The 24,463-nt window shown below is 46.0% G+C and carries 23 protein-coding genes and 6 tRNA genes; 20 read left to right on the top strand and 9 right to left on the bottom strand.

Features of this window, described 5'->3' with window-relative positions:
* The first annotated feature begins 111 nt into the window (after positions 1-111).
* Complete coding sequence (locus ACXAD8_RS06075; protein ID WP_475226149.1) at positions 112-1,341, top strand: PepSY-associated TM helix domain-containing protein; 1,230 nt, start codon at positions 112-114, stop codon at positions 1,339-1,341.
* A gap of 50 nt (positions 1,342-1,391) precedes the next feature.
* On the opposite strand, the gene ACXAD8_RS06070 is transcribed toward ACXAD8_RS06075, so the two are convergent.
* Positions 1,392-3,617, bottom strand: coding sequence for a TonB-dependent siderophore receptor (locus ACXAD8_RS06070; RefSeq protein WP_475226146.1), 2,226 nt, complete (start codon positions 3,615-3,617; stop codon positions 1,392-1,394).
* A gap of 401 nt (positions 3,618-4,018) precedes the next feature.
* Between ACXAD8_RS06070 and ACXAD8_RS06065 the strand changes: the two genes are divergently transcribed.
* Positions 4,019-4,594: a hypothetical protein gene (locus ACXAD8_RS06065; RefSeq protein WP_475226144.1), complete on the top strand. Its 576-nt coding sequence runs from the start codon at positions 4,019-4,021 to the stop codon at positions 4,592-4,594.
* 450 nt (positions 4,595-5,044) lie between these two features.
* Here the strand turns inward: ACXAD8_RS06065 and ACXAD8_RS06060 are convergent.
* The 5 genes from ACXAD8_RS06060 to ACXAD8_RS06040 all read right to left on the bottom strand — a co-directional run bounded on the left by ACXAD8_RS06060 (position 5,045) and on the right by ACXAD8_RS06040 (position 7,438).
* A tRNA-Val gene (locus ACXAD8_RS06060) sits at positions 5,045-5,120 on the bottom strand.
* Positions 5,121-5,173: 53 nt separating this feature from the next.
* Positions 5,174-5,249, bottom strand: a tRNA-Val gene (locus ACXAD8_RS06055).
* Positions 5,250-5,424: 175 nt separating this feature from the next.
* Positions 5,425-5,742: an AzlD domain-containing protein gene (locus ACXAD8_RS06050; protein ID WP_475226141.1), complete on the bottom strand. Its 318-nt coding sequence runs from the start codon at positions 5,740-5,742 to the stop codon at positions 5,425-5,427.
* Positions 5,739-6,500 (bottom strand): AzlC family ABC transporter permease, encoded by a 762-nt coding sequence (locus ACXAD8_RS06045; protein WP_475226138.1) that lies wholly within the window; start codon positions 6,498-6,500, stop codon positions 5,739-5,741. Before ACXAD8_RS06045 ends, ACXAD8_RS06050 begins: the two co-directional genes overlap by 4 nt.
* A gap of 98 nt (positions 6,501-6,598) precedes the next feature.
* Positions 6,599-7,438: an AraC family ligand binding domain-containing protein gene (locus ACXAD8_RS06040; protein ID WP_475226135.1), complete on the bottom strand. Its 840-nt coding sequence runs from the start codon at positions 7,436-7,438 to the stop codon at positions 6,599-6,601.
* A gap of 169 nt (positions 7,439-7,607) precedes the next feature.
* On the opposite strand from ACXAD8_RS06040, the gene gltX reads away from it, so the two are divergent.
* The 11 genes from gltX (at position 7,608) to ACXAD8_RS05985 (ending at position 13,416) form a co-directional block, all read left to right on the top strand.
* The gene (gene gltX, locus ACXAD8_RS06035; protein WP_475226133.1) at positions 7,608-9,017 is read left to right on the top strand and encodes a glutamate--tRNA ligase; all 1,410 of its coding nucleotides are present in this window, start codon (positions 7,608-7,610) and stop codon (positions 9,015-9,017) included.
* Between the two features lie 124 nt (positions 9,018-9,141).
* Positions 9,142-9,217 (top strand) — tRNA-Ala (locus ACXAD8_RS06030).
* A gap of 33 nt (positions 9,218-9,250) precedes the next feature.
* A tRNA-Glu gene (locus ACXAD8_RS06025) sits at positions 9,251-9,326 on the top strand.
* Positions 9,327-9,468: 142 nt separating this feature from the next.
* Positions 9,469-9,544 (top strand) — tRNA-Glu (locus tag ACXAD8_RS06020).
* Between the two features lie 127 nt (positions 9,545-9,671).
* Positions 9,672-9,747 (top strand) — tRNA-Glu (locus tag ACXAD8_RS06015).
* 348 nt (positions 9,748-10,095) lie between these two features.
* Positions 10,096-10,512, top strand: a complete 417-nt coding sequence (locus ACXAD8_RS06010) for a hypothetical protein (RefSeq protein ID WP_475226130.1) — start codon at positions 10,096-10,098, stop codon at positions 10,510-10,512.
* Between the two features lie 113 nt (positions 10,513-10,625).
* On the top strand, positions 10,626-10,886 hold the full coding sequence (locus ACXAD8_RS06005; RefSeq protein WP_475226128.1) for a DUF5062 family protein: 261 nt from the start codon (positions 10,626-10,628) through the stop codon (positions 10,884-10,886).
* A gap of 4 nt (positions 10,887-10,890) precedes the next feature.
* The gene (locus ACXAD8_RS06000; RefSeq protein WP_475226126.1) at positions 10,891-11,382 is read left to right on the top strand and encodes a LabA-like NYN domain-containing protein; all 492 of its coding nucleotides are present in this window, start codon (positions 10,891-10,893) and stop codon (positions 11,380-11,382) included.
* Positions 11,383-11,596: 214 nt separating this feature from the next.
* Positions 11,597-12,358, top strand: a complete 762-nt coding sequence (locus ACXAD8_RS05995) for a hypothetical protein (RefSeq protein WP_475226123.1) — start codon at positions 11,597-11,599, stop codon at positions 12,356-12,358.
* A gap of 2 nt (positions 12,359-12,360) precedes the next feature.
* Positions 12,361-12,798 (top strand): alternative ribosome rescue aminoacyl-tRNA hydrolase ArfB, encoded by a 438-nt coding sequence (gene arfB / locus ACXAD8_RS05990; protein WP_475226120.1) that lies wholly within the window; start codon positions 12,361-12,363, stop codon positions 12,796-12,798.
* A 3-nt stretch (positions 12,799-12,801) separates the two neighbouring features.
* Positions 12,802-13,416 (top strand): hypothetical protein, encoded by a 615-nt coding sequence (locus tag ACXAD8_RS05985; RefSeq protein WP_475226118.1) that lies wholly within the window; start codon positions 12,802-12,804, stop codon positions 13,414-13,416.
* Positions 13,417-13,422: 6 nt separating this feature from the next.
* On the opposite strand, the gene ACXAD8_RS05980 is transcribed toward ACXAD8_RS05985, so the two are convergent.
* Positions 13,423-13,761, bottom strand: coding sequence for a hypothetical protein (locus ACXAD8_RS05980; RefSeq protein WP_475226115.1), 339 nt, complete (start codon positions 13,759-13,761; stop codon positions 13,423-13,425).
* A 44-nt stretch (positions 13,762-13,805) separates the two neighbouring features.
* On the opposite strand from ACXAD8_RS05980, the gene ACXAD8_RS05975 reads away from it, so the two are divergent.
* The 4 genes from ACXAD8_RS05975 to ACXAD8_RS05960 all read left to right on the top strand — a co-directional run bounded on the left by ACXAD8_RS05975 (position 13,806) and on the right by ACXAD8_RS05960 (position 18,043).
* A complete protein-coding gene (locus tag ACXAD8_RS05975; RefSeq protein WP_475226113.1) occupies positions 13,806-14,042 on the top strand; it encodes a DUF1289 domain-containing protein in 237 nt (78 codons plus the stop codon).
* A 96-nt stretch (positions 14,043-14,138) separates the two neighbouring features.
* Positions 14,139-15,104, top strand: a complete 966-nt coding sequence (locus ACXAD8_RS05970) for a tRNA-dihydrouridine synthase (RefSeq protein ID WP_475232891.1) — start codon at positions 14,139-14,141, stop codon at positions 15,102-15,104.
* 210 nt (positions 15,105-15,314) lie between these two features.
* Positions 15,315-16,754 (top strand): amidohydrolase, encoded by a 1,440-nt coding sequence (locus ACXAD8_RS05965; protein WP_475226111.1) that lies wholly within the window; start codon positions 15,315-15,317, stop codon positions 16,752-16,754.
* A complete protein-coding gene (locus tag ACXAD8_RS05960; protein ID WP_475226108.1) occupies positions 16,754-18,043 on the top strand; it encodes an amidohydrolase family protein in 1,290 nt (429 codons plus the stop codon). The genes ACXAD8_RS05965 and ACXAD8_RS05960 overlap by 1 nt, the downstream gene beginning before the upstream one ends.
* A gap of 62 nt (positions 18,044-18,105) precedes the next feature.
* Here the strand turns inward: ACXAD8_RS05960 and ACXAD8_RS05955 are convergent, their stop codons facing one another.
* Together ACXAD8_RS05955 and ACXAD8_RS05950 are read right to left on the bottom strand one after the other, a co-directional pair.
* Positions 18,106-18,357, bottom strand: coding sequence for a hypothetical protein (locus ACXAD8_RS05955; RefSeq protein ID WP_475226105.1), 252 nt, complete (start codon positions 18,355-18,357; stop codon positions 18,106-18,108).
* Between the two features lie 108 nt (positions 18,358-18,465).
* On the bottom strand, positions 18,466-19,083 hold the full coding sequence (locus tag ACXAD8_RS05950) for an arylesterase (protein ID WP_475226103.1): 618 nt from the start codon (positions 19,081-19,083) through the stop codon (positions 18,466-18,468).
* 22 nt (positions 19,084-19,105) lie between these two features.
* Here ACXAD8_RS05950 and ACXAD8_RS05945 point away from each other — a divergent pair, with 22 nt between their 5' ends.
* The 3 genes from ACXAD8_RS05945 to ltrA all read left to right on the top strand — a co-directional run bounded on the left by ACXAD8_RS05945 (position 19,106) and on the right by ltrA (position 24,420).
* Complete coding sequence (locus ACXAD8_RS05945; RefSeq protein WP_475232889.1) at positions 19,106-19,819, top strand: ABC transporter ATP-binding protein; 714 nt, start codon at positions 19,106-19,108, stop codon at positions 19,817-19,819.
* Positions 19,820-19,832: 13 nt separating this feature from the next.
* Entirely contained in the window at positions 19,833-22,349 is a 2,517-nt protein-coding gene (locus ACXAD8_RS05940; protein WP_475226100.1) for an ABC transporter permease, read from the top strand.
* Positions 22,350-23,136: 787 nt separating this feature from the next.
* Positions 23,137-24,420 (top strand): group II intron reverse transcriptase/maturase, encoded by a 1,284-nt coding sequence (gene ltrA / locus ACXAD8_RS05935; RefSeq protein ID WP_475225500.1) that lies wholly within the window; start codon positions 23,137-23,139, stop codon positions 24,418-24,420.
* Positions 24,421-24,463: the final 43 nt, after the last annotated feature.

Below are 24,463 nucleotides of genomic sequence, written 5' to 3'. Positions count from 1 at the left end.
ATTCAGAGTCGTTTACAGACTGACTTTATGGGACTGACCATTGCGGCAAGCTAATTTCCACCTGCCAACGATTAAGTAACTTTCACCGCTATTTTCGGAAATTCATATTTTATGGACAGAGCCTTTTGGTTTCGTATTCACAGTTTTGTTGGTTTTAAACTGGCGATCCTGATGTCATTTGTTTTGATCACCGGTACTTTCGCGGTGTTATCTAATGAGCTTGATTGGGCTACCAATAAAGCCATGCGTGTTGCGCCTGAATCAGTGAGTCAGGTGCGATTTGAAACGGTATACCGTGCCGCATACGAGCAATTTGAGCCAGCGAGACTAATGTATATTAATGCGCCTGTTGATCCCTGGTTTGCAATGGAAGCCATTTATCAATACCCGGATAAACTGCACCGGCACTATTTTCATCCTACCTATGGCGCTTACCAAGGGGACGGGCGTTGGTACAATTGGCAGCGGTTTTTCAGAATGTCCCACCGCCATCTGATGCTTCCCACTGTGGTCGGTATTACTGTTGTGGGCATTCTGGGTGTTTTTATGCTGTTGTCGCTGCTTACCAGTTTCGTTGTCTACAAAGGGTGGTGGAAAGGATTTACCCGATTGCCCCGAACTCGCAATAAACAGCTTTTTTGGGCTGATATGCACCGTCTCACCGGTGTGTGGAGCATGTGGTTTGTGCTGATTATTTCGCTGACCGGTGTATGGTACCTGGCAGAAAAGTGGGGAGCAAATGCGCAATATCCACACCGTGCACAAGCCATTTCAGAGCAGGCTGTCGATGAGGCGGTGTTACCGACACCTGAACGCTTCGAAGCAATGTTAAAGCAAGTCGCTTTGGAATATCCGGGCTTGCAAATAGAACGAATCGTTTTTCCACAAAAAGCCGGACAGACTGTGATCTTTCAGGGGCAAGCGGAAGCGGTTTTGGTACGACCTCGGGTTAACGCTATCAGTTTTGACCCGGTAAGCGGCGACGTGCTGCAAATTTTGCGCGGAGAAGAGATGAACCTGCACTTGCGTATTTCAGAGGCTGCTGACCCTCTACATTTTGGCACTTTTGCGGGGCTGTCTTCTAAGATAGTTTATTTCGTGTTTGGTATCATTCTGTCAGTACTGGCTATCAGTGGAACTTACATTTACGGAATACGGATTGCGAAAACGGATAGAAGTCTGCGTCAGACTCTGCAACGAGAAGAGCAGGGCAGCAATCTTATTATCTGGCAGTCGGCGCTTCGGCCCATGACATGGGGTAAATGGCTTTCCCTGATATTTATTGCTATTTGCTTAGGGCTGACCTTCTATATTTTTTCAGGCCTGTTTGATCTTAATTGAGACATAAAAAAACGCTCCCGAAACGGAGCGTTTTATCAAAAGCTTTTAGCTTAGAATTTATAGTTAACTTCCACAAAGGCACTGCGGGTTTCGCCAGGAAAGTGGCCGGTTCTTGCAAGGAATCCCGATTCTGCATATTCCTTATCAAACAAATTGTCGACCCTTAGCAATACACTATAGTCGTCAACTTCATAGATAATTGAAGCATCAGCGATAAAGTAAGATTTAACGGTTTGTCCAGACAAGCTGAGTCGATCATCTACGTAGTCACCGCCAAACGCCAGCGCCAGGTTGTATTGCGGGATTTGATAACGGGTCCAGAAACCGAAAGTATTGCGTGGTGCATTAGCGAACTGATCACCAACACTGTTACTAAAGCCACCATTGCCGTTGTCTTCACTGATAACCGCATCGTTGTATGCGTACGCAAGGCTCAACACCCAGTTTTCAGTTAAGTCAGACAAGACTTCAATTTCAAGTCCGTCACTGGTTACTTCACCTATGGCGGCAAAGTTATCTCGGCCATCACCCTCTGGATCTAACCCGGTGCTTTGCAATATGTTTTGGCGTTTGATTTGATACACAGCAGCACGGAACAGCGTTGATTCATCAAAGAGTTCGGCGTTTATCCCCAGTTCAATTATTTCGCCGGTAACGGGTTGGAAGGAACCGCCCACTTCCGGAGCCTGATTACCGATGCTTTGTGGTTGATAGGAATCTGCCCACTGAGTATAGATAGAAATATTCTCTGCGGGTTTATATATGGCGCCCAGTCGGAATGTTTGCTCCGTGTCGTCAAATTGGTTGCCGCCAGAACCATCTTCAAACTTATCCGTTCTGATACCAGCTACCAGAGTAAATTGCTGCCATGCCAATTCATTCAGAACATAAGCCCCCTGGCGTTTTTGTGTTGAAGAGGAATCTCTGTAGCTAGGCAGATAGCTATCTGAATCGGTAAGCCCATAATCTGGATCATTGAGCCTTAACGGTACGATATCAGTTGCCAGAGATTCGCCAGCCAGGTATCTGGCCACTATCGCAGCGATATCATCGTTATTGCTGTATGGGCGATAAGTACCGAAATAGCCATCAAAATCCCCATCGAAATGCTCAATACCAAATGCTGTGCGCTGCTGCGCGCCGAATACAGTAGATTGATATTCAAAATTGATACCGACGGATGTGGACTGCTCCTCGCGGATTTGATCCCGGAACTCACGTAACACTAAGTCAGGAATGTCGTCCATATTGGTGTCTAACAATACTCTTGGCTCATGATACTGTTGGACTTGCTCATTATCGATAAAGCGCACTTTTGCATCATAACTAAGATTACTGGTGATGGCGCCTTCCAGGCTAAGCTGAAACACATCAGAGCGCAGATCTAAAAAGTCACTAGCTTCGTTGTGATTCCAGCTTACATCGGTATAAAATTCGCCATTATCGTCGGTGGGAACACCGCGCAATCGGTTGCCATCCAGGTCTTGTGCATAGTGAGTGTATTGCGTGGTTAGCATGGCTTTTTCAAATTCAAAGCGATAACCTAAGTCAACGATCGTTACTTCACTGGCAGTATTATCGCGAAAACCGTCTTGCTCTTCATAAAATAGACCGACTCGACCACTTTGATTTTTAAAGGTCTCACCAGTGGCTTCCACCGAGCCGCCGAATCGATTATCTGTGCCCAGAATCAGTCGGGCATTGGCTTGAGTTTCGGTTTTGGGTTTTTTGGTGACATAGTTAAAAATTCCACCTGGCGCTCCTGCACCATAAAGCATACCCGCAGGACCTTTTAGAAAGTCCAGTTGTTCGACATTGAACAGTTGCGGCACGTTAAAGCCAACATAAGGGTCACCTCTTAATCCATCGAAGTAGATTTCTTCCTGGCGAAAGCCGCGGGCTGTGACTCCGGCGTAACTAAACAGACTCACACCCGCAATGTTGCGATACAAATCTTTTGCGTCACGAGCTCCCTGGTCTTTGATCAGATTCTCATTAATGGAACTGATCATTTGGGTGGAGTTAAGTGGGTCGACACTTAACTTTCCTGAGTCAGACTCGCCATTGCGGTACAGGTTCAGTGCCCGACTGGTGACCTGAATGCGCTCAACGGACTTTTGTGACTGTTGCTCAGAAGCTGCTGGAGATTCGTTAGTATCCGCGCTTTGTTGTGCCAAAGCTGGATGAGATATTTGTAATGCACTGAAAATACTTAAAGCGATAATTGAGTGTCGCTTTCCACTGGGAAAAGAAGAAATGGTGTTTTTATGAATCATTAATAATTACCAGAAGGTTGAGTGAGGTGTTAAAACAATAATGGGTGTGCAAATGATATGGATTATCATTTGCGTTTGCAAGGGGTTTGGTGCGATTCAATATTTGGCTCTGTGATAAAGATTAAGGTTGGTGCAAATAACCTGGCAAAGTAATGAAGGAAGTGATCTGGGGTTTTTTATCTGCTTAAAAATATTAAAACAAGGGCAAGTGATATTGTGATTAGGAATTAATTTGGTAGTTGAATTTGTGCGCTATAGAGCATTGGTATCACAGGGTTATTTTATATTAACCCTGCTCATTTGTTGCATATATGACTATGACGGTCTTTAATTTAATTAGTGCTGTCAAAGATTGGCTGCGATTTGGCTAATGCGAATGGATTCCTGGTATTGGCATAGTTATGAGAATCCGTTCAATCTCGCTAGGGTATATTCTGCTATCTCTGTTGCTTCTCGGGCAGGCTGTAGGTGCGGCGAATGACAAATCCTTAGTATTAGTTTACAGACAACACAAAGAAACCGAAAACTTCCACATCCCTGTACTCAAACAAATTTACAATGAATTGGGATATCAGGTTGAGTTTGTAAAAGCTGAAGGGGCTGGCTCACTTAAAGAGGTTGATACGGGGTTAGCAGACGGGGACGTAGCTCGCTATAAACGCTATCTACTGGATTTCCCAAATATAATGGTGCTTTCCCAGCCCTGGATAAGGGCTTGTACTTATCTTGTCTGCAATGGGCAAGCACAATGCAATGAATCGCTGTTTAATAACGATGAGGCGGTGCTGGCATCAACTATGCTGACGTCACCTTATTATGATTTCGAAAAGGCTGAGGCTGATATAATGCAGGTTAGTGAAAATGATCAGTTGCTCCGTTTATTAGATGAAAAGCTGGTGGATGCAATCGTATTTTCTGTCGCTGGGGATTATTTATACCAATCAGTAATAGTATGTGATCTACTCAGTGGGAATTGAAACGCATTTAGGCAAGGCAGATGTTTGCCGGTCTAGTGGGGCTAAATCAAAAACATCTAACGCAGCATAAATGCGTTTCAAACCCATCTTCGACGTTGCTCATAGCCATGATCTCTTTGTTGCCAACAAGGATGTTGGTAAGGGGCGAGAGCAGGATGCGATAAGCTTTGCGCGAGACTCGAAAGACCACCAGTATTCCTTCACTCGCGCGTCGCGACCTCATGGCTATGAGACTAACGCTGAGCGATCACATACTATTACTGATTGGTATTACAAGAGATTAAATCAGTTTATGCGCTTAAAGAGTTGTACTGCGACACCATTCATCACTCACTTAATATCAAACACAAAGCGATATTGCCGGAAGTAAATCGAAAACTAACAGAGTATTTAAAATCCAAAGGAAAGTCGATTAGATTGAATTAAAAGTAAGAACCAAATTAAGAAATTTGGTGGGCGCTACTGGACTTGAACCAGTGACCCTCGCCTTGTAAGGGCGATGCTCTCCCAACTGAGCTAAGCGCCCACATAAAATGTGGATTGTTGAAGCCTGAAATGAAAACACTTTAAAGGTTAAAGTGGTGGGCGCTACTGGACTTGAACCAGTGACCCTCGCCTTGTAAGGGCGATGCTCTCCCAACTGAGCTAAGCGCCCATTTCTTGCTTCGCTTACCGTCTCCGGTAAGTGGAGCGCCATTATAGGGATGCCCCGAAAACTGTCAACACCTAATCTAAAAAAAGTTAATCAATTGCCTATAAATTCTGCGTTGCTGTGTTTGGTTGTTTATTTAAAAAACACAATGACGGGAATTTGTGCAATTTGGGCTGATTTAAACCAGCCACCATTTCACTAATCCAAACGCAGCCATTCCCGACAAAATGGTGATCAACATATTTTTTTGTAACCGGGCCACGATAAAGGCGCTAAAAATTGCCCACAGGTAGGGGTTACTGCCCGATAAATGCAATTCTCTTTGCTGAAAGAAACTGGACTGCACAATAATGACGGTGAGTACTGCCACCGGCACATATTGCAGCGCGTCCTGAATCAGCTTTGGAAAGCGCAGTCGCTCTGACAAAGCAAAGGGCAGGTACCTGGGAATAAAGGTAACTATGGCCATGGCTGCAATCAATAGAATTTCATTCATATCTGTTCCTCCATTAACTGATCATCTGTTTTTTTACTGAGACGCTCCGAAATCACCCCAACGGCAATGGCAAAAAAGGCAGAGAATAATAATCCCAGCTGATAGGGCCAGTGAAAAGTCAATACAGCTGCAATAGCTGCCGCAATCATACAATGCCAGTGACTGGTGGTTTTTAGTGAGGCGACAACGATGCCGGTAAAGGCTACTACCATAGCGACATCCAGACCAAAGTGTTGCAATTGCGGAAATTGGGCGCCAACGGCAAATCCCATTGCGCTCCAGAATATCCAGTTAACATACATAACTAATGCGGAACCGGCATAGAACCAACCCAGATGTTGTTTATTTTGAGTTGCGCGATTTACCACTACAGCAAAGGTTTCGTCAGTCAGCGAGAAGGCCATTGCTATTTTTTGCCAGAATCCCTGCGTTTTAAAAAAAGGCGTCAGTGTCATGGAATACAAGGTATGTCTGAGATTGACTAAAAATACGGTAAACACAATGATGGGAAACTGTGCGCCGATGGCCATCAGATTAAGGGCGATAAATTGTGAGGCACCAGCAAAAACGAACATTGATATGGCGATAACCAGCCAAAAGCTCAACTGCAGTGCTTCGCCTAATGCGCCATAAACGATAGCGAACGGAATTGCCGCAACAATCAGCGGCAAACTAACTAATGCACCTTGTGCAAAAGTCTGACCGGGCGTGGGGGAGGGCAAAGGGCTATTGTCTGCATTTATTAATTGTTCGCTCATTGATTATAGACTCCTGCAATCAGCGATGAATTTCTGTTTCAGATAATAAATTGTTGCAGGGCGCTGCGCTTGTACATTATTGACCTGCAATAGAATATTTAGTTTTGCGCCAACCAGGCTTTCTGAAAACGGCCTGGTGTGGTGCCCCACATGCGAACAAAATGTCGATTAAAGTGACTTTGATCATTAAAGCCAACGGCAATGCCTGATTCGGTGGCGCTCAAGCCGGACTTTAACAATTCAGTAGCTTTTAACAGCCGCTTTTGGTTTTGCCAGGCATGGGGTGGTAACCCCATCGTTTTTTGAAAAGCGCGGATTAAATAATAGGGATTTAAACCGGTTAATTGCGATAACTCTTCGGTAGTGATGGACTTGTGCAAATTCGCCATGATGTAATCACAGATTTGCCGCGCTGCCTTTTTATCTTTGTGGGCTTTCAGTGGTGAAACAATGCCTGAAGCATGTCTCAACACCAATTGACTCATCACCTGATAATAAATGGACTGGATCTCAAGGCTGTTGGTTTCAGCATTGGCCAGATTAAAAAACTCTCTGAATTGCCGGGCTAAAATCCTGTCAGACACAACAGGGTCTTTAAACAGTGGTGAGCCTGATTGGTTGGCAAATTGCGATAAAACCTCCTGGAACATGGATTCCAGCGGATAAATTGCTCGATAGCGCCAACCTTGTTCTGTGGCGGTTTGACCATCGTGTATTTGATCGGCGTTTACCAGAATAATGCAGTTTTCGCTGGCGATATGATTGCCACCGCTGCGATAAAATCGCTGTGCACCTTGTTCGATAACACCGATGCAATAACCTTCATGAGCGTGTCTGGAAAAGCACTGTTTTTGGAATTGCGCGTTAAGCAGGGGCAGGTTGTCCAGTTCTGGAATAAATCGGTATTCAGCTTGCTCTTTGGATAGGGCGCGACTCACTTGTTAACGCTCATTGCTTTTACAGGTGTTCAGAGTGCATTAAAAATGCCGGGCTGAATAGTACAAAATTGACTATTTTTGATGGACAGGCACAACAGATACCATTCTTTTTGATCTTATTCGCTGTTAAAATGCGCGCACTTTTTTAAATCACTTCATTAGGATGAACATGACAGTAGCGACGCGCTTTGCGCCCAGTCCCACCGGTTATTTGCACGTAGGTGGTGCCAGAACCGCATTATACTCCTGGTTATACACCAAAAATAAAGGCGGCAAATTTGTATTAAGAATAGAAGATACCGATATTGAACGTTCCACTCAGGAAGCAATCGATGCCATCTTAGAAGGAATGCAGTGGCTTGGTTTAGATTGGGACGACGGTCCGTACTATCAAACTAAGCGTTTTGATCGCTACAAAGAGCTGATTCAACAGTTGTTGGATGAAGGTAAAGCCTACAAGTGTTTTATGCCAGCTGCGGAACTGGATAAGATTCGCGAAGAGCAAATGGCTAAAGGCGAAAAACCCCGTTATCCAGGCACCTGGCGCGAGCGTACAGATCACCCTGAAGGGCAGCCTTATGCTATTCGTTTCAAAAACCCGCTGGAAGGCAAGGTGGTTATCAATGATCACATTCGCGGTAAAATAGAAATTGCTAATAGTGAATTGGATGATTTGATTATTCAGCGCAGTGACGGTACGCCCACTTACAATTTCTGTGTGGTGGTGGATGACTGGGATATGGGCATTACTCACGTTGTGCGTGGTGAAGATCACATTAACAATACGCCTCGTCAAATTAATATCCTGCAAGCACTTGGCGCTCCTGTACCTGAATATGCACATGTCTCCATGATTTTGGGTGATGATGGCAAAAAGCTGTCCAAGCGTCACGGTGCAGTGAGTGTTATGCAATATCGCGATGATGGTTATTTGCCACAGGCATTATTGAATTATCTGGTGCGTTTGGGCTGGTCTCATGGCGATCAGGAAATTTTCAGTAAAGAAGAAATGATCGAATTGTTTAACCTTGATGCGATCTCATCTTCGGCTTCTGCTTTTAATACAGATAAGTTGATCTGGCTAAATCAGCACTACATGAAAACCTTACCAGCTTCAGAAGTGGCAGAACATTTAAAGTGGCACTTTGAGCAGCTGGGCGTCAATACCGACAATGGTCCGGCACTGGAAGAAGTTATCGCTATCCAGGCTGAGAGAGTGAAAACCCTCAAAGAGCTGGCGCAAATCAGCCAGTACTTTTACCAGGAGTATGATGAATTTGATGCAGGAGCTGCGAAAAAGCACTTACGCCCGGTGGCAAAAGATGCTCTGGAGTTGGTAGCGACTAAATTCGCAGCAGTTGAAGAGTGGCAACCAGAAAATATTCAGGCGGCAATTAACAGCACTGCTGAAGAATTAGGCGTTGGTATGGGCAAAGTGGGTATGCCTTTGCGAGTTGCGGTTACTGGTTCAGGTAATTCACCTTCTTTAGATGTGACCTTAAACCTGTTAAATAAACAGCAAATTGCGCAGCGAATCGACAAAGCGTTGAAATTTATAGCAGACAGACAAAATAACTAAAAAAACCTTAAAAAAAGGTTTGACATAAAAACGTCACGTCTCTATCATGCGCCCCGCTGTCACGGAATGACAGACCAGCACAAAGGAATGACCGTAATCATTACTGAATGTGAAGATTACAAATGGGGCCATAGCTCAGCTGGGAGAGCGCTTGCATGGCATGCAAGAGGTCGGCGGTTCGATCCCGCCTGGCTCCACCAAGTTCTATTTGAGAACTTAAAATTGTCCTAAGTGTCCCCTTCGTCTAGAGGCCTAGGACACCGCCCTTTCACGGCGGTAACAGGGGTTCGAATCCCCTAGGGGACGCCACTTACTTTTGTAAGTGCGGACATTGAAAGTGAAGAGCACTAGGCCGCTCATCATCCACTTTCAAAATGGCGCTATCCATTAAAACTGGCTTACCAGTATGTACCTAGGCAATTACTGGTAACATGATTTGTGGCAGTTTACTGTCCCCTTCGTCTAGAGGCCTAGGACACCGCCCTTTCACGGCGGTAACAGGGGTTCGAATCCCCTAGGGGACGCCAAATAAAAAAGCCTGACCATTTGTGGTCGGGCTTTTTTAATCCACTTTCAAAATGGCGCTATCCATTAAAACTGGCTGCCAGTATGTACCTGGGCAATTACTGGTAACATGATTTGTGGCAGTTTACTGTCCCCTTCGTCTAGAGGCCTAGGACACCGCCCTTTCACGGCGGTAACAGGGGTTCGAATCCCCTAGGGGACGCCAAACAATAAAGCCCGGCCATTTATGGTCGGGCTTTTTTGTTTTGGACTCTTTGGGGATTCCGAAGCCGCAGGGTTCGACCAGATTGCCGGGAGCAATCTGGAACGCGCTTCAGCGCGGCCGCGAAGCGGCGGAATACAGGACGTATTCCGTAATCCCATGCACCGATGCTTCAGTCTTTCTAAATTTAAATTAGTCTTTTATTTTTGCTTGCAACCGGGCTTTTTTTGCTTTGTGCAGGACGCACTCACGTCGTCGAACGTTTTACTTCCGAATGTTCACCTCAGGGTTTAGCCTGTCGCTGCTAATTGTTATAGTTCACGCATATTCAACAGCACAGAGCACAACATTTTGAATCACTATTCATTTATCGCCGCCAGCGACGCAGACCTGATGAGTTTAAATGACGTCAGAGCTCGTTCCGATATTCAGGTGACATTGGCCTTGCCCTCTTTAGCTGAGTTAAGCACCTTGATCAGCCTGTTGCAGTCAGGGCTGTCGCTAGCACTGAATATTAATATCGAAGGTGTTAAAGAAGTCTGGAGTGTCTCTGAACAGCTTAAGGAAGTTGAACAAGCCGATTTTGATGATTTCTACGCTGTGTGGCTGGCCAAAACAGGTCGAAACGATAGCGCAGCTGAGCGCCACATGCTGCAACATTTTTTGTCTTTCATTCCGGATTTTAACAATGCCCCAAACCGACTTATTTTGCTGGAGCCAAAGCTACAAGCCACCTTATTAGATCGCTCTGTAGCCAGTGTCCTGTAATCTATATTATTGTAATTCATATTAGCGGCTCATAAGGGGGAGTAGGGCGGATCATTTTACTGGCAATATCTGGTGGATTATTTTAGTGTGGACAAAAAAGCGCGCTGAGCATTATGAAAAAAGTAAAAAACGAAAAAGAGTTATTAAAAAAAGCCGTAGCCGTTGGCGAAACCTATGCCAAAAAAAGGGGCTATAACACCTTTACTAATACCACATCGGCAGATGCCAAGATTGAGTCCATTTATCGTCTGTTGGTTAACGACAAATTAATTATTCCTCTGGCCGAAGACAAAGAGAATGGCGTGAATATGAAGCATCGCTTAGTTATGTGGATTGCTAATCAATTACCCAAAGACCATCCTTTGTTAGGCTGATTAGATGGCGGAGAAAATAGGCATATTTGTAGATGTGCAAAACATCTATTACACCACCAGGCAAACCTTTCACCAGCATTTTGACTACAATGAATTATGGCGACTGATCACCACGGATAAACAAGTGGTTGTCGCCAATGCCTACGCTATAGCCAGCCACCAGGACAAACAAAAACAGTTTCACAATATCCTTCGTGGAATTGGCTTTAATGTCAAATTAAAGCCTTTTATTACCCGTGCTGATGGATCAGCGAAAGGGGATTGGGATGTGGGCATTACCATTGATGTCATGGAACATGCACGTTCCTGCGATAGAGTCTTTCTGTTAACTGGTGATGGGGATTTTGAGTTGTTGGTGCGCAAACTGCAGGATGATTATCAGGTACCAGTTACCATTATTTCTGTTGCTAAACTCACTGCCAATAACTTGATTCAGGCGGCTAATAGCCATATAGAAATTGATCAAACATTACTCATTCAGAAGAAGAAATATTAATAGCTGTGATTCAGTAGGAATTATGTCACTCCTGATAGATGTGTAGAGTTTATTCCCTTGCCATGAGTTAAATTAGGGCTTTTTTGCCCTGGTTTTTATTGCACCATTAACTGGCGTTTAGTGTCAGGCTTGCTATTATCTGAGCAAAAGAAAATCGCTGATTTTCAGGTGGCTAAGTTACTTACCGAATTCTGTAGGGAACCTAAACTCATTCATGCGCAAATGTCTTAAAACCTTAAGTAAGTTCTGTATTTTGATCTGTTTGATATCAGGCTCATTTCTGGTGTCTGCTGAACAGGTGTTGCGTCTTGCAGTAGCAGAATTACCTGACGTAGATAAGCATCCGAAAGAAGATTTACTGATCAATCTGGTACAAGCGATTGACGAGCAATTGCCGGAATACCAGATTGAGATCATTAAGATGCCATTCGCTCGGTCAATTGTTGAGCTGGCCAGAGACCATGTAGATGCACAATTGCCGATCCTCTATGATCCCAATGACGTGCTTGGTGCTACTGATTACATGATGCAGTTGGGCGTAAAACTCAGTGATCTCGCTTATACCGATGAGAACATTTACAGAGCCCGATTTGTGATTGTTTCTCGTGAGGAAATTGAAATAACCCCTACAAACTATGCGCAATACAACATAGAAACTGACATCTCGCACGTGGCTTTTTTCAGTAATCGGTTTGTGGGCAGCCACAGCATGAAAGAGAGTATTGCCAAAGTGCAAGCGGGGGACTTGTCAGGTTATTTGTTTGAAGAACACAAGGTTAAGCAAGTAATTCGGGAGCTTGATTTTGTGGATCATCGGCTAAATACCTGGGCCTATTATGACATCAGGTTTTTGGTGCGAAACAGTCAGCAGGGATTAAAAATTAAAAAGCTGCTTGATAACGGCATAGCGCAACTTAAGCAAAGCGGGCAATTTCAGGTTATTATGCAGGACTTGATAAGTGAGCACGGATACTGATTTTGACGACGGACCCAAATAACAGCATTAAGATATCCAATACGGTATTTTTGGCTTTAGATGAAATTGAGTTTAGCGCTATGCGCGCTCAGGGCAGTGGAGGGCAGAATGTCAATAAAGTGTCCAGTGCAATTCATCTGCGGTTCGATATTGCCGCTTCATCATTACCGCAACGAGTTAAAGACAATCTGCTGCAACGCAATGACAGTCGCGTCACTTCCGAAGGCGTGCTGGTGATCAAAGCGCAGCAATTCAGAACCCAGGAAAAAAACAAAGCCGATGCCATAGAGCGTCTGGTGGAGCTTGTCCAGAAAGCAAACCATATCCCCAAAACCAGAAAAGCCACTAAACCTACCAGGGCCTCACAAAAGCGGCGTGTTGACGCTAAAAAGCAAGTGGGGAAAAATAAAATCCTGCGGAAAAAGGTTACGGACTTTTAAATTATGAAACGACTTCACTTGAACTTTGAAACTGTGGCCTCGGTGTGTGCGATTATAACCTCCATCATTGCTTTGTTTGTGGCCTGGGATCAGTCAGTAGTGATGCGAGCACAGCAGCATGCCAGTGTTCTGCCGATAGTTAACTCAGATGTAACGATAAATCAGAATGAGACGCAGAATTACATTGAGTTTGTGGTTAAAAATGTAGGTGTTGGGCCGGCCATGATTAGGGATACAAAGTTATTTATTAATGATCAGCCCATCGAGCAGTTCGCCACTTTTCAGGATCTACTATTCGTGGGCAGTATGAACAAGGCGATTTCCATTAACTTTGCCAGTTTCAACGGTGTTTTGGGAGCGGGCGAAAGCCGAAATGCCTTAAAAATGTGGTGGCCCCGATCTCAAACCAGTGATGCCGATTTTGTTGCTATGGCAGAGCGGTTTGTGGCGACAGATATTCACATTGCCGTTGAGCAGTGCTATTGCTCTGTGTTTGAAAAGTGTTTTGTTTCCAAAAGTTCTGACATCTTAGGTCCTGTGGCTGCACAACAATGTGAGACGGATAATATGGACCCAGTACAGTTAATTAAGCTCAGTATGCAAGAGGATAACAAATAGGGATAGTTACTCTCGGTATTTGAGTCTTAGCCGTTCGATATCCTGTAAAATTAACCTGAATTCCTGCCCAACCGGTGTCAGAAACCAAGCCGTACCTTCGCTACCACTGGTGTTATTGAGGGGTTGTACAATGGCAAACTTAATCATCTTATCCAGGCAATCCTGTAATTCTGAAGCCGGTATCCGCAAAGACGAATTATGTAGTTTTTCCTGAGTGTTTTTACCTTCGTGTAACAGTGTCATAATAGGCAATATGGCCTCAGAACCAATACATTCCTTTACCAATTCTATAAAGGCTTGCTCATCCAGTTGATTGTTGGCTACTGTGTTGTTCAGGATATCCATTTGGGCATGGTGTCTATAATTAGTGTAATAAAAATATAGTTCAAATGATGAAAGAAACCAGTGACGGTAAAGATTTACAGTCGACCGAAGTGATTAAACCTACAGAGATTGAAAGCCCCTGTATCAGACAGTGTTGTCTGGATTTGCGGGATATTTGTGTTGGCTGCCAACGTTCGATGCAGGAAATACTGGAGTGGTCTGCAGCAACACCAAAGCGCAAGCTTGAAATACTGTCTAATTGTCGTCTGCGAAAAATGAAAAAGGCTAGCGACCCCGGTTGAAACTGGTATCATGCAGCGCCTTTAACATAGCTCCAGGTGTTCACTTCATTGTCTCTGAATTCTGATAATCACATCGCTAAAATTTATCTCGCTCCCATGGAGGGGGTTGTGGATCATTTAATGCGCGATATGTTGACCCGAATTGGCGGTTATGATTTTTGTGTCACCGAATTTATCAGAGTCGTAGACGCACTATTACCAGCTAAAGTGTTTACCCGACTTTGCCCTGAACTAGACAATGGTGGACTAACACCCGCGGGTACACCTGTGCGTGTGCAGTTGCTGGGGCAAAACCCCGAGGCTTTGGCAGCTAATGCCTGTCGCGCTGTTGAGCTGGGCTCGCACGGTGTGGATTTAAACTTTGGCTGCCCCGCAAAAACGGTAAATAAGCATCGCGGTGGCGCGGTATTACTCAAAGATACTGAGTCCCTGTATCAGATATTAAAGGCTGTGCGAAAGGCAGTACCAAAACACCAAATCGTCAGTGCTAAAATGCGCCTGGGCTTTGATGACAAGTCTTTAGCGATAGACAATGCCCAGGCGTTACAAGAAGGTGGGGCGGATATGCTTGTGATCCACGCCCGTACCAAACGAGAAGGCTACAATCCGCCTGCTTATTGGGATTGGATTGCCCGAATTAAAGAACAGATCAACATTCCTGTCGTAGCCAATGGTGAGATTTGGACTGTTTCTGACGCCCAGCGCTGTGCACAGCAATCACAGTGTCAGGATCTTATGTTAGGGCGTGGCGCGCTGGCCCATCCGGGTTTAGCTTTGAGCATTAAACAAGGCCAACCCGATATGCAGTGGCAGGCCATGTTGCAACTGTTGATCCAATATAGCGGTTATGAGCTGTATGGCGCCAAAGGCAAATATTATCCAAATCGCGTTAAACAATGGCTGCGCTATCTGCAAATACAGTTTCCGGAAGCCGGGGTGTTGTTTGCGTCGGTGCGCCGCCTGAAAACGGCCGATGAGATTGTGACGTTACTCAAAGCACAACCAGGTTTTGCCGCTAATCATTCCACCCCAGACAGATCCGATTTGCCCATTAATTTGTGATCTGATTTGTCAAAATTCGTTTATCCGTTATATCTTTAGGTTTTGCTAATGGTGTCAAATGCGCTCGTAAGAGAAAGCCATTAGTCGCAAAAAATTATAAATAGAGTATCTCAATAAACAGCTTTTGTGCGGCACAAGCCGTTTCTCGGTAGTGTTGCTGTAACCCTGTTTAAATTGAGACTTAATCTGAAAATAAACGTAGAGCAACCGATGAAAATACCCAACAACAATCGTCTCTTGAAGAGCGGATTGACTCGTCTGTCCGTCCTTGCACTCTCTGTTGGTTTGGCATGTAACGCTAATGCAGACGACCATGAAGAGAAAACTGAGCCACAAGATCCGTACGTAGAAGTTAACCCTAACCCGTTTCCAAGCACCTACAGTCCAGCTGATAGTGGCACAGTTCTGATCACCAATGTCACCTTGCTGGATGGTATTGGCGGGCAGATGGAAAATGCGTCTGTACTGATTGAAAACGGTGACATTAAACAAGTGGGCAGCAATATCAGCGCCGCTAACGCTACTGTTATTGATGGTACTGGAAAGTGGTTAACGCCCGGCATTATTGATAATCACAGTCACCTGGGGGTTTATCCTACGCCTGACGTAGATAGTCATGCCGATGGTAACGAAATGACCACACCGGTAACCGCTGAAGTCTGGTCAGAACATTCAGTTTGGCCACAAGACCCGGGCTTTTCTGCGGCGTTGGCCGGAGGTGTAACAACCCTGCAAATCTTGCCGGGTTCCGCTAACCTGGTGGGCGGTCGAGCAGTAACCCTTAAAAACGTGCCGGATAGAACGGTACAGGACATGAAATTCCCCGACGCCCCTTATGGTATGAAAATGGCGTGTGGTGAAAACCCAAAACGCGTTTATGGCGGCAAAGGTGGCCCCATGACTCGCATGGGTAATGTGGCGGGATATCGCAAAGAGTGGATAGCCGCCACTGAATACAAGCAAAAGTGGGATAAATACAAAAAAGAATATGCCGAAGGCAAGAACCCTAGCGCACCAACACGAGACTTAAAACTGGAAACCCTGATGGGAGTGCTGGAAGGTGAAATTCTGGTACACATGCATTGTTATCGCGCCGATGAGATGGCGGTAATGATGGATGTTATGAAAGAGTTTGATTACCAAATTACCAGCTTCCACCACGCAGTCGAAGGTTACAAAATTGCCGACAAACTGGCTGAGAACAATGTTTGTGCCTCCATGTGGGCCGATTGGTGGGGCTTTAAAATGGAAGCCTATGACGGCATTCTGGAGAATATTCCTCTGGTAGCTAACGCCGGTGGTTGCGCCATCGTGCATTCTGATTCTGATTTGGGCATTCAACGACTCAATCAGGAAGCCGCAAAAGCGCTGGCCAATGGTAAAAAAGCGGGTATCGAATTTACTAAGGCGCAGGCATGGGAATGGTTATCCGCCAATCCCGCTCGCTCGCTGGGGGTGTTTGAGCAAACTGGTTCTGTTGAACCCGGCAAAGATGCTGATTTAGTGCTGTGGAACGGCGATCCGTTTTCCACCTACACGCAAGCTGAGCAGGTATTTATTGACGGGGTTAAGGTTTATGAAAAGGGCAATGATGCTCTGTGGCCGGTAACAGACTTCGAGTTAGATCAACCAGGCGAGGGAGAACTATAATGAAACATTTTAATAAAACCGCCCTGGCTATTGCCGCCTCTGCAGTTGTGTTTGCTGGCCAATCAATGGCTGAAAATATTGCCATCGTAGGTGGCACAGCGTTCACGATGTCAGGGCAGGGCAAAGTGGAAAATGCCACGATTCTCATCGAAGATGACGTGATTAAGTCTGTAAAGTCAGGCGGCTCAGTGCCATCAGGTTATACAACTATAGATGCGACAGGCAAATGGGTAACACCAGGTATTGTTGGTGCTTATACCTCACTGGGATTGGTGGATGTGGAATATTCAGCGGGCATAGCTGATTATTCTGCAAAACTGGAAGATTCGGCTTATCTCGGCACTCAGATAGAGACCAAATACGCAGTTAATCCTGACTCTAGTCTGATGAATATTGCTCGTATTGAGGGTATCACCAGCGCCGCCAGTGTTATGGCCGATACCGATACCTTTTTTCAGGGGCAGGGGGCATTTATCAGCCTTGGCGATAAGGTTAACCCTATTGTGAAAGGCAATGCCGTTATGCTACTGGATATGACCGGTGGTAAAATCGATGGTAGTTCCGGTTCGCGCGCCGTCGCTTGGCCGAAACTTATGTCTGTGTTGCAGGAAGCTGCCAGCTTAAAAGGCAAAACGCTGCGCAAAAAAGACGACTGGGATGGTGAGCTGTCCAAAGCAGACGTGAATGCTCTGGTGCCGGTAATGAGAGGCGATATGCCGCTTCTGGTAACAGTTAATCGCACAATGGATATTCGTCACATCATCCATCTTAAGCAGAAGTTTGAGGATATTAAATTTGTGCTGGTGCACGCGACAGAAGCCTGGCGAGTGGCTGACGAGTTAGCAGCACACGATATCGCGGTAATTCTCAGACCTGAATCTAATTTGCCTTATGATTTTGATGAATTAGGTGCGACCCTGAGTAACGCCGCAAGGTTGGATGCAGCAGGAGTGAAAGTCGCTATTGGTATGGACACTCACAACGCGCGTCTGGTGATGCAGCATGCAGGTAATGCTGTATCCTATGGTTTACCCTGGGAAAAAGGTCTGGCTTCAATTACTTCAGTAGCTGCTGAAGTGTTAGGTGTTGCTGACAGCCACGGTAGCCTGGAAAAAGGCAAGAGTGCAGATGTAGTAGTGTGGTCTGGCGATCCTCTGGAAGTGATGAGCTATGCAGAAACTGTCGTGATTGATGGTGAGCAAATCCCCATGACCTCAAGACAGTCCAAACTGCGCGATCGCTATTTGCAAATGCAAAGCGATAAAGCGTATCGCTATATTAAACCTTAAGCTCAAAGCAAATAAAAAAGGCGCTTCAAATGAAGCGCCTTTCTTTCCTAATCTGACAAGTCTTAAACACTTACGTCCACATTACCACCAACCCGCTGATTGGGGTTTGCCTGTCGTGTTTCGTTTTGTGCTTGTTCGGCAGAACGAGAGCTGGCCTCTTGAGTCTCATTCGTCTCCTGGGTTTGCTCCTGACGCTCCGCTCGCAGAGTTTCCTGCGCTTCACGTCGCTGATCTACTTCCGCCTGATTTTGTAATTCAGTCTGCTGAATACTGGCCTGAAAGGTCGAAGGCGAGCCGCCTGAAATTGCACCCATAATAATACCTCATTTAGTTTTACCTACTTCTACGAGTTTAGCTTAAAAAAAGAACAATTTCCCGTAAAAAATCAAACTTTGCTGCCGATAGAGTAAGTTGGCTCCGATTTATTCGAACAGCAAAGGCTCCAGGCGTTCAGCCATCCAGTCTGCCAAAGGAGGTTGTCCGTCCTTGTTCGGATGCAGTCCATCGCGTTGCATTAACTCAGGCTTTAAGGCGATTTCTTCCAGAAAAAAGCTGATCAATGGCAGGTCAAACTCTTCAGCCAGTTCACTATAACTTTCGGTAAACATGCGGGTGTAACGTGGACCATAATTGGTGGGAATACGCATTTCTTGCAAAATGACTTTGACGTCTTGCGCCTGCGCAGCCGAAATTATTTGCGCTAAATTTTGTTTCATTTTGTTAACGGGGTAGCCACGCAGGCCGTCATTGGCACCTAATTCCAGATAAAGGTGACTGGGTTGATGTTGACCTAACAGTCGGTTAAAGCGTTGCAGACCACCGTCTGACGTCTCCCCACTGATGGCAGCGTTTACAATTTCAATGGGCTTGTCTGCCCACCTGGTTTGTAACAAAGCAACCCAACCTTCCTCTTGTTTTAAGTTGTACGCTGCGCTTAAGCTATCCCCTAACACCAGTAACTTTACCTCCCGGGCTTGCAAGTGATCTGAAAAGACCCATAACGGTATAAGCAAAAGAAGAATTTTGAGACGAAATAGCACGATGAATACAGCTCCTGAATATATGATTTCTACCCGCAGTATCACCAAAACGGTGACGACCTCTGAAGGACCTTTGCAGATACTTCAACCAATTAGCTTTCATGTCAAGGCGGGGGAAACGATCGCCATTGTCGGAGCGTCCGGTTCCGGTAAATCTACCTTGCTGGGATTATTAGCCGGTTTAGATGAAGTCAGTAGCGGTGAAATTCACCTGGATGGGGCAGCATTGCACACCATGGATGAAGAGCAGCGAGCGCGATTACGTGGTGAAAAAGTGGGTTTTATCTTTCAGTCTTTTATGTTGGTGCAAAGCCTTACGGCGTTGGAAAACGTGATGTTACCGGCTGAAATCGCCGGTCTGGATAATCCAGAAGCCTTAGCTAAAGAGCTTCTGGAAAAAGTCGGTCTCAGCCATCGCGGGAATCACTTTCCCAATCAATTGTCAGGTGGAGAACAACAACGGGTTGCTATTGCCCGCGCTTTCATTACTCAACCTAAAATTTTATTCGCTGATGAGCCCACCGGTAATCTGGATGCTGCAAATGGTGAAAAGGTTGAAAAGCTGCTCTTCGAACTGAATGAATCTGCCCATACGACTCTGGTACTGGTCACACACGACACTGAACTGGCCGATAAATGCGAGAAACAGCTGTTGATGCATGCTGGTGAGCTGACCGAAAAGCAATCGGATGCGCCTCAGGCAAAAGGTGATAAGCCGCAGTTAAAAGCCATCTGAGGGGAGCCGAATAATGTGGTTTAATTTAGCCTGGCGATTGTTTCGCCACGAAATGCGACGCGGTGAACTCACCATTATTTTGGCAGCGATTGTGCTGTCGGTGGCTGCGGTATTATCACTGTCGTTATTTAGTGAACGATTGCAAACTGCGCTTACAGAGCGCAGCGCACAATTTATCGCCGCTGACCGCGTTGTAGGTGGCCGTAATCCTTTGCCAGAAGAATGGCGTCAGCACGCAATTGATTCAGGACTAAAGACTGCTCAAACTACTTACCTGCGTTCCATGGTATTTGCCAACGACAACATGGCATTGGCGGATATTCGTGCGGTCAATGACAATTATCCATTAAAAGGTGACATTAAAGTAGCAGATATTCCTTTTGGTGTCGGCGAAGTCATCAAAGAGGTGCCCAAACCCGGCGAGGCATGGGTTGAGTCGCAGGTATTCCAGACGCTTGGTTTGGCGCTGGGAGATGTAATCGAAGTCGGTGACAAACCCTTTACAATTGCACGAGTGCTGTCAGAAGTGCCGGATTCAGGCTTTTCTATTTTTAATTCTAACCCCAAAGTCATGATACGGCAGGATGAGCTGTCCTCTACTGGTATCTTAGGCGAAGGTAGTCGCGCCTGGCATGACCTATATTTAACCGGTGATTCGGACACGCTTACCGAATACACGGAATGGTTGCTGCCTCAGATGGACAGTGATTTACACTATACGCAATCTGTAGAGGATGATGACTCCTGGGTTGGTAATTCTGTACGCAGAGCTGAGCAGTATTTCCTGCTGGCCAGTTTGCTGGCGATTGTGTTGGCATCTGTGGCTATTGCCGTAGCGGCGCAGCGCTATTCGCAACGTCATTATGATCCGGTTGCAATTATGAAAACCCTGGGAGCCAGTCGTAAGATGGTGCAGAGGGTGTTTTTGTTGCAGATTATCTTTATCACCCTATTGGGAATTCTGATTGGTGGCGCACTTGGTTATGGCATCCAGGCAGCCGTGGCATCCGCAATTCAGGAGCGGGTTGCCGTCTCATTGCAATCCTGGTACTGGGGGCCGGTGCTCATTGCTGTTTTTACCGGAGTAGTTTGTGCAATTCTGTTCTCCTTGTATCCATTGTTAAAACTGTTTTCGGTTCCTCCATTGCGGGTGCTGCGCAAAGATCTGGGGGCCAAGATGAGCTCGCGGATAATACAGTTTCTGGCTGCAGGTGGCGCTATCTTCCTGTTGATGTGGACCTACAGTAAAAATCTTAAAATCTCTGCGATCTTGTTTAGTTCAGGGATTGTCTTGGTGCTGGCCTTACTGGCAGTTACCTATGGTTTGATCTGGTTGGGCAGGCGTTTAGGTAAGGGCCGTATGGGTGCATGGCAACTCGCCTGGGCGAGAATTCAGCGCCGCTCTATGGATAACAGTGTGCAATTGATCAGCTTTGCCGTCACCATTATGTTGCTGTTGGTGGTATTGGTAATGCGCAACGACATGGTCCAGCAATGGCGTGACCAACTGCCAGAAGGCACACCCAATTATTTCATGGCTAATATTACCGAAGCCCAGAAACCGAGAATGGAACAGCATTTTGCTGAACGAGGTGTGGAGCTGGAAGAGTTTTATCCTGTGGTTCGCGCTCGCTTTGTGTCGGTAAATGGCGAACGAGTCAACACCGAAGTCACTAAAGAAGATGAGGAAACCGAGGTACAGTCCAATCGTCGCGAAGCCTTTGGCAGAGAGGCGAACTTAACCTGGAGCTATCGTCTGCAGCACGAAAACAAGATTGTGGCAGGTGAGTGGTTTAGCGATTATCAGGAAGGTGAACCCTATGGTATGTCAGTGGAATCCAAAGTCGCAGAGCGATTGGCACTGAAATTAGGCGATGTGGTGACTTTTAATGTTGGCAGTGAAGTCGTGGATGTCACCATAACCAGTCTCAGAGAAGTTAACTGGCAAACCATGCAGCCAAACTTCTTCTTTGTATTGCAACCGGAAGTTATGCAGGGCTTCTTACCCACTTACATTACTAGTTTTAACCTGGATACTGAGCGCAAAAATGAAATCGCGCAAATGATGGCACCGTTTTCAACAGTGACCCTGATTGATGTCGATGCCCGAATAAACCAACTGCGTGAAATTGTGGAGCAAGTATCCTTGGCAGTGGAGTTTATTCTGGTTCTGGTACTGATCGCAGGAGCGCTGGTATTGATAGCGCAAGTTCAGGCCAGTATGGATGAACGTCAGCAAGAACTGGCGATATTGAGGACCCTGGGAGCCAAAGGCTGGTTGATCCGCTCAAGTGTGGTATTTGAATTTATCATTATTGGTGTGGTTGCCGGAGTCATGGCGGCACTGGCCAATGAACTCACTTTGTATCTACTACAATCTCAGATATTCCAGATGGAAGGTCGCCTACACTTTGAATATTGGGTGATTGCGCCTGTGGTTGGCGCGGCAGTTGTCGGTATGTTGGGGGCTATAAGCTGCTGGCGCTTGTTGTCGCTAAATACCAGCCAACTGTTGCGGAATATGGTTTAGACTCAATAAACATTGTTTAATGATCAAGCGGGGCGTGCCCCGCTTTTTTGTTTGCCCAGCGAAGCTGGCAAACCCGTCAGGTTGAAAGAAACCTGAATCACCCCGACTGAGGGGAAGATAATCCAAATGGCAAGGGCGTTGCTGGCTAACGGCAAGGTCTGAAGGAAGCCATAGGAAGTCAGAGGTACACAACGAAAGTGAACCTGATTCGGCAAAGCAGGAGGGTAAGCGTGCAAAATAGCGTGAAGCCCGATACTCAGTCAGTTCTGTTTTGTGCTTGAGGGTGGGATCTCTGACAGGGAGCCAGTGCAGTAACTGGGGAAGCCTGACACCGTCTCTGGTGAAGAGCCAGAATCATCTGTACGAGGGGAGACTCAAGGCAGGTGTTGGTGCGAGGTGGCAGATGAATCCGTAGTAGTGAGTAAGGCCCGGCCTGTGAAACCCAGTAATGGTGTGGAGGATAAAACCGAGCTGACCATTAGCATAGTGTCTGATGGGACACTGACTGGCCAAAAGCTTATCAGTGTTGCGAAGGGAGGAAGCATACTTCAAGTCTGTGATGAACAGATGTTTTTTTTTAGTGGTACACGAGTCGGTTAGCTATCGAAGTCTTCCTGTCTGGTTTGTGGTGGAAACCGCAGACTGGAACATGAAACTGTACACGGGAGTAATGTTGTGCACGTTAAGTAGATTGCCATTGTGCCAGCACGCTTTACGACAACATGAAATATACCAACGCAAAGAAAGGATATCCGTCCCCACACAGCACACAACCTGAGGAGGCAAGGTGAGAGTTTATTACAGTTTGTATGGGCAACTGCTTAATAAAGAGCGCCTGTACAAAGGATTCAAAAAGGTAAAGAAAGCGAAAGGCGCGGCCGGAACAGATGGGCAGAGCCTGAGCGACTTCGCCTTAAATCTGAGTGATAATCTTGACCAACTTGTCTGTGAACTCAAAACCAGAAAGTACAGTCCACAACCTGTCAGGCGGAAAGAAATACCGAAAGACGATGGTGGTACACGATTACTGGGGATCCCAGCAGTACGGGACAGAGTAGTCCAGCAGGCCCTGTATGATCTGCTTATGCCGCTCTTTGATGCGCAATTCCATCCATCAAGCTTTGGATACAGACCGCATCGAAGTTGTCACGATGCCATTAATAAAGCCACGATGTTCATCCGTCGCTACGGACTGGAGCATGTTGTGGATATGGACCTGTCGAAGTGCTTTGATAAGCTCGATCATGAAATTATCCTTGAAAGTATCCGAAAGCGAGTCACAGATGGCAGCGTACTGTTACTGATAAATCAGTTCCTGAAAAGTGGTGTAATGGTAGATGGTTACTGGCAGCAGAGCGGCTCAGGAAGCCCGCAAGGTGGTGTGATAAGCCCACTGATAGCGAATATCTATCTGGATGCGTTTGATCAGGAGATGAGGAAGCGAGGGCACCGAATAGTGCGCTATGCCGATGATATTCTGATCTTCTGCCGAAGTCGTTCTGGAGCAGAAAATGCACAGAAACAGGCGACGAAGCTACTGGAGAAAGGGCTGAAACTGACAGTTAACCAGGCGAAATCTCACATTGCTCATAGCGATGAGGGAGTGAAATTTCTGGGTGTTGAAATTGGGCGTCAATACACCCGTATACAACCTCAGAAACTCGCAGCGTTTAAAAAGAAGTTGAAGCAGATGACGAAACGCAATGGTGGCAAACCGCTGTGTGCAGTTATCAAAGAGTTGAACCCTGTTTTAAGAGGGTTTAGCCAGTACTTCAGGATTGCCAATAGCAACAGGGAATTTTCTAAGATAGCGAGATGGTTGAGGCGCAGGCTTCGCAGTATCCAATTGAAATTATGGAAGAAACCAGCGAAGCTGCATCGAAGACTGAAGCAGCTTGGTTATAAACCGCCGTTCAGGTTTATCCAAATGAACAGTTGGAGAAATGCTCATAGCCCTCTGGCCAGTTATGCGATGCCAAATCAATGGTTCAACGACCTTGGTCTGGTCAATTTTGAGCTAATTAGGACGGGGTATGTGTTCAGCGCTTATGCTGAATGGAAGTATGCATGAGCCGTATACGAGGTCCGTACGTACGGTTCTGTGAGAGGGATGA

This window comes from Planctobacterium sp. AWH2_060 (genome assembly GCF_056158425.1).
This window is presented reverse-complemented; position numbering and strand designations above follow the sequence as displayed.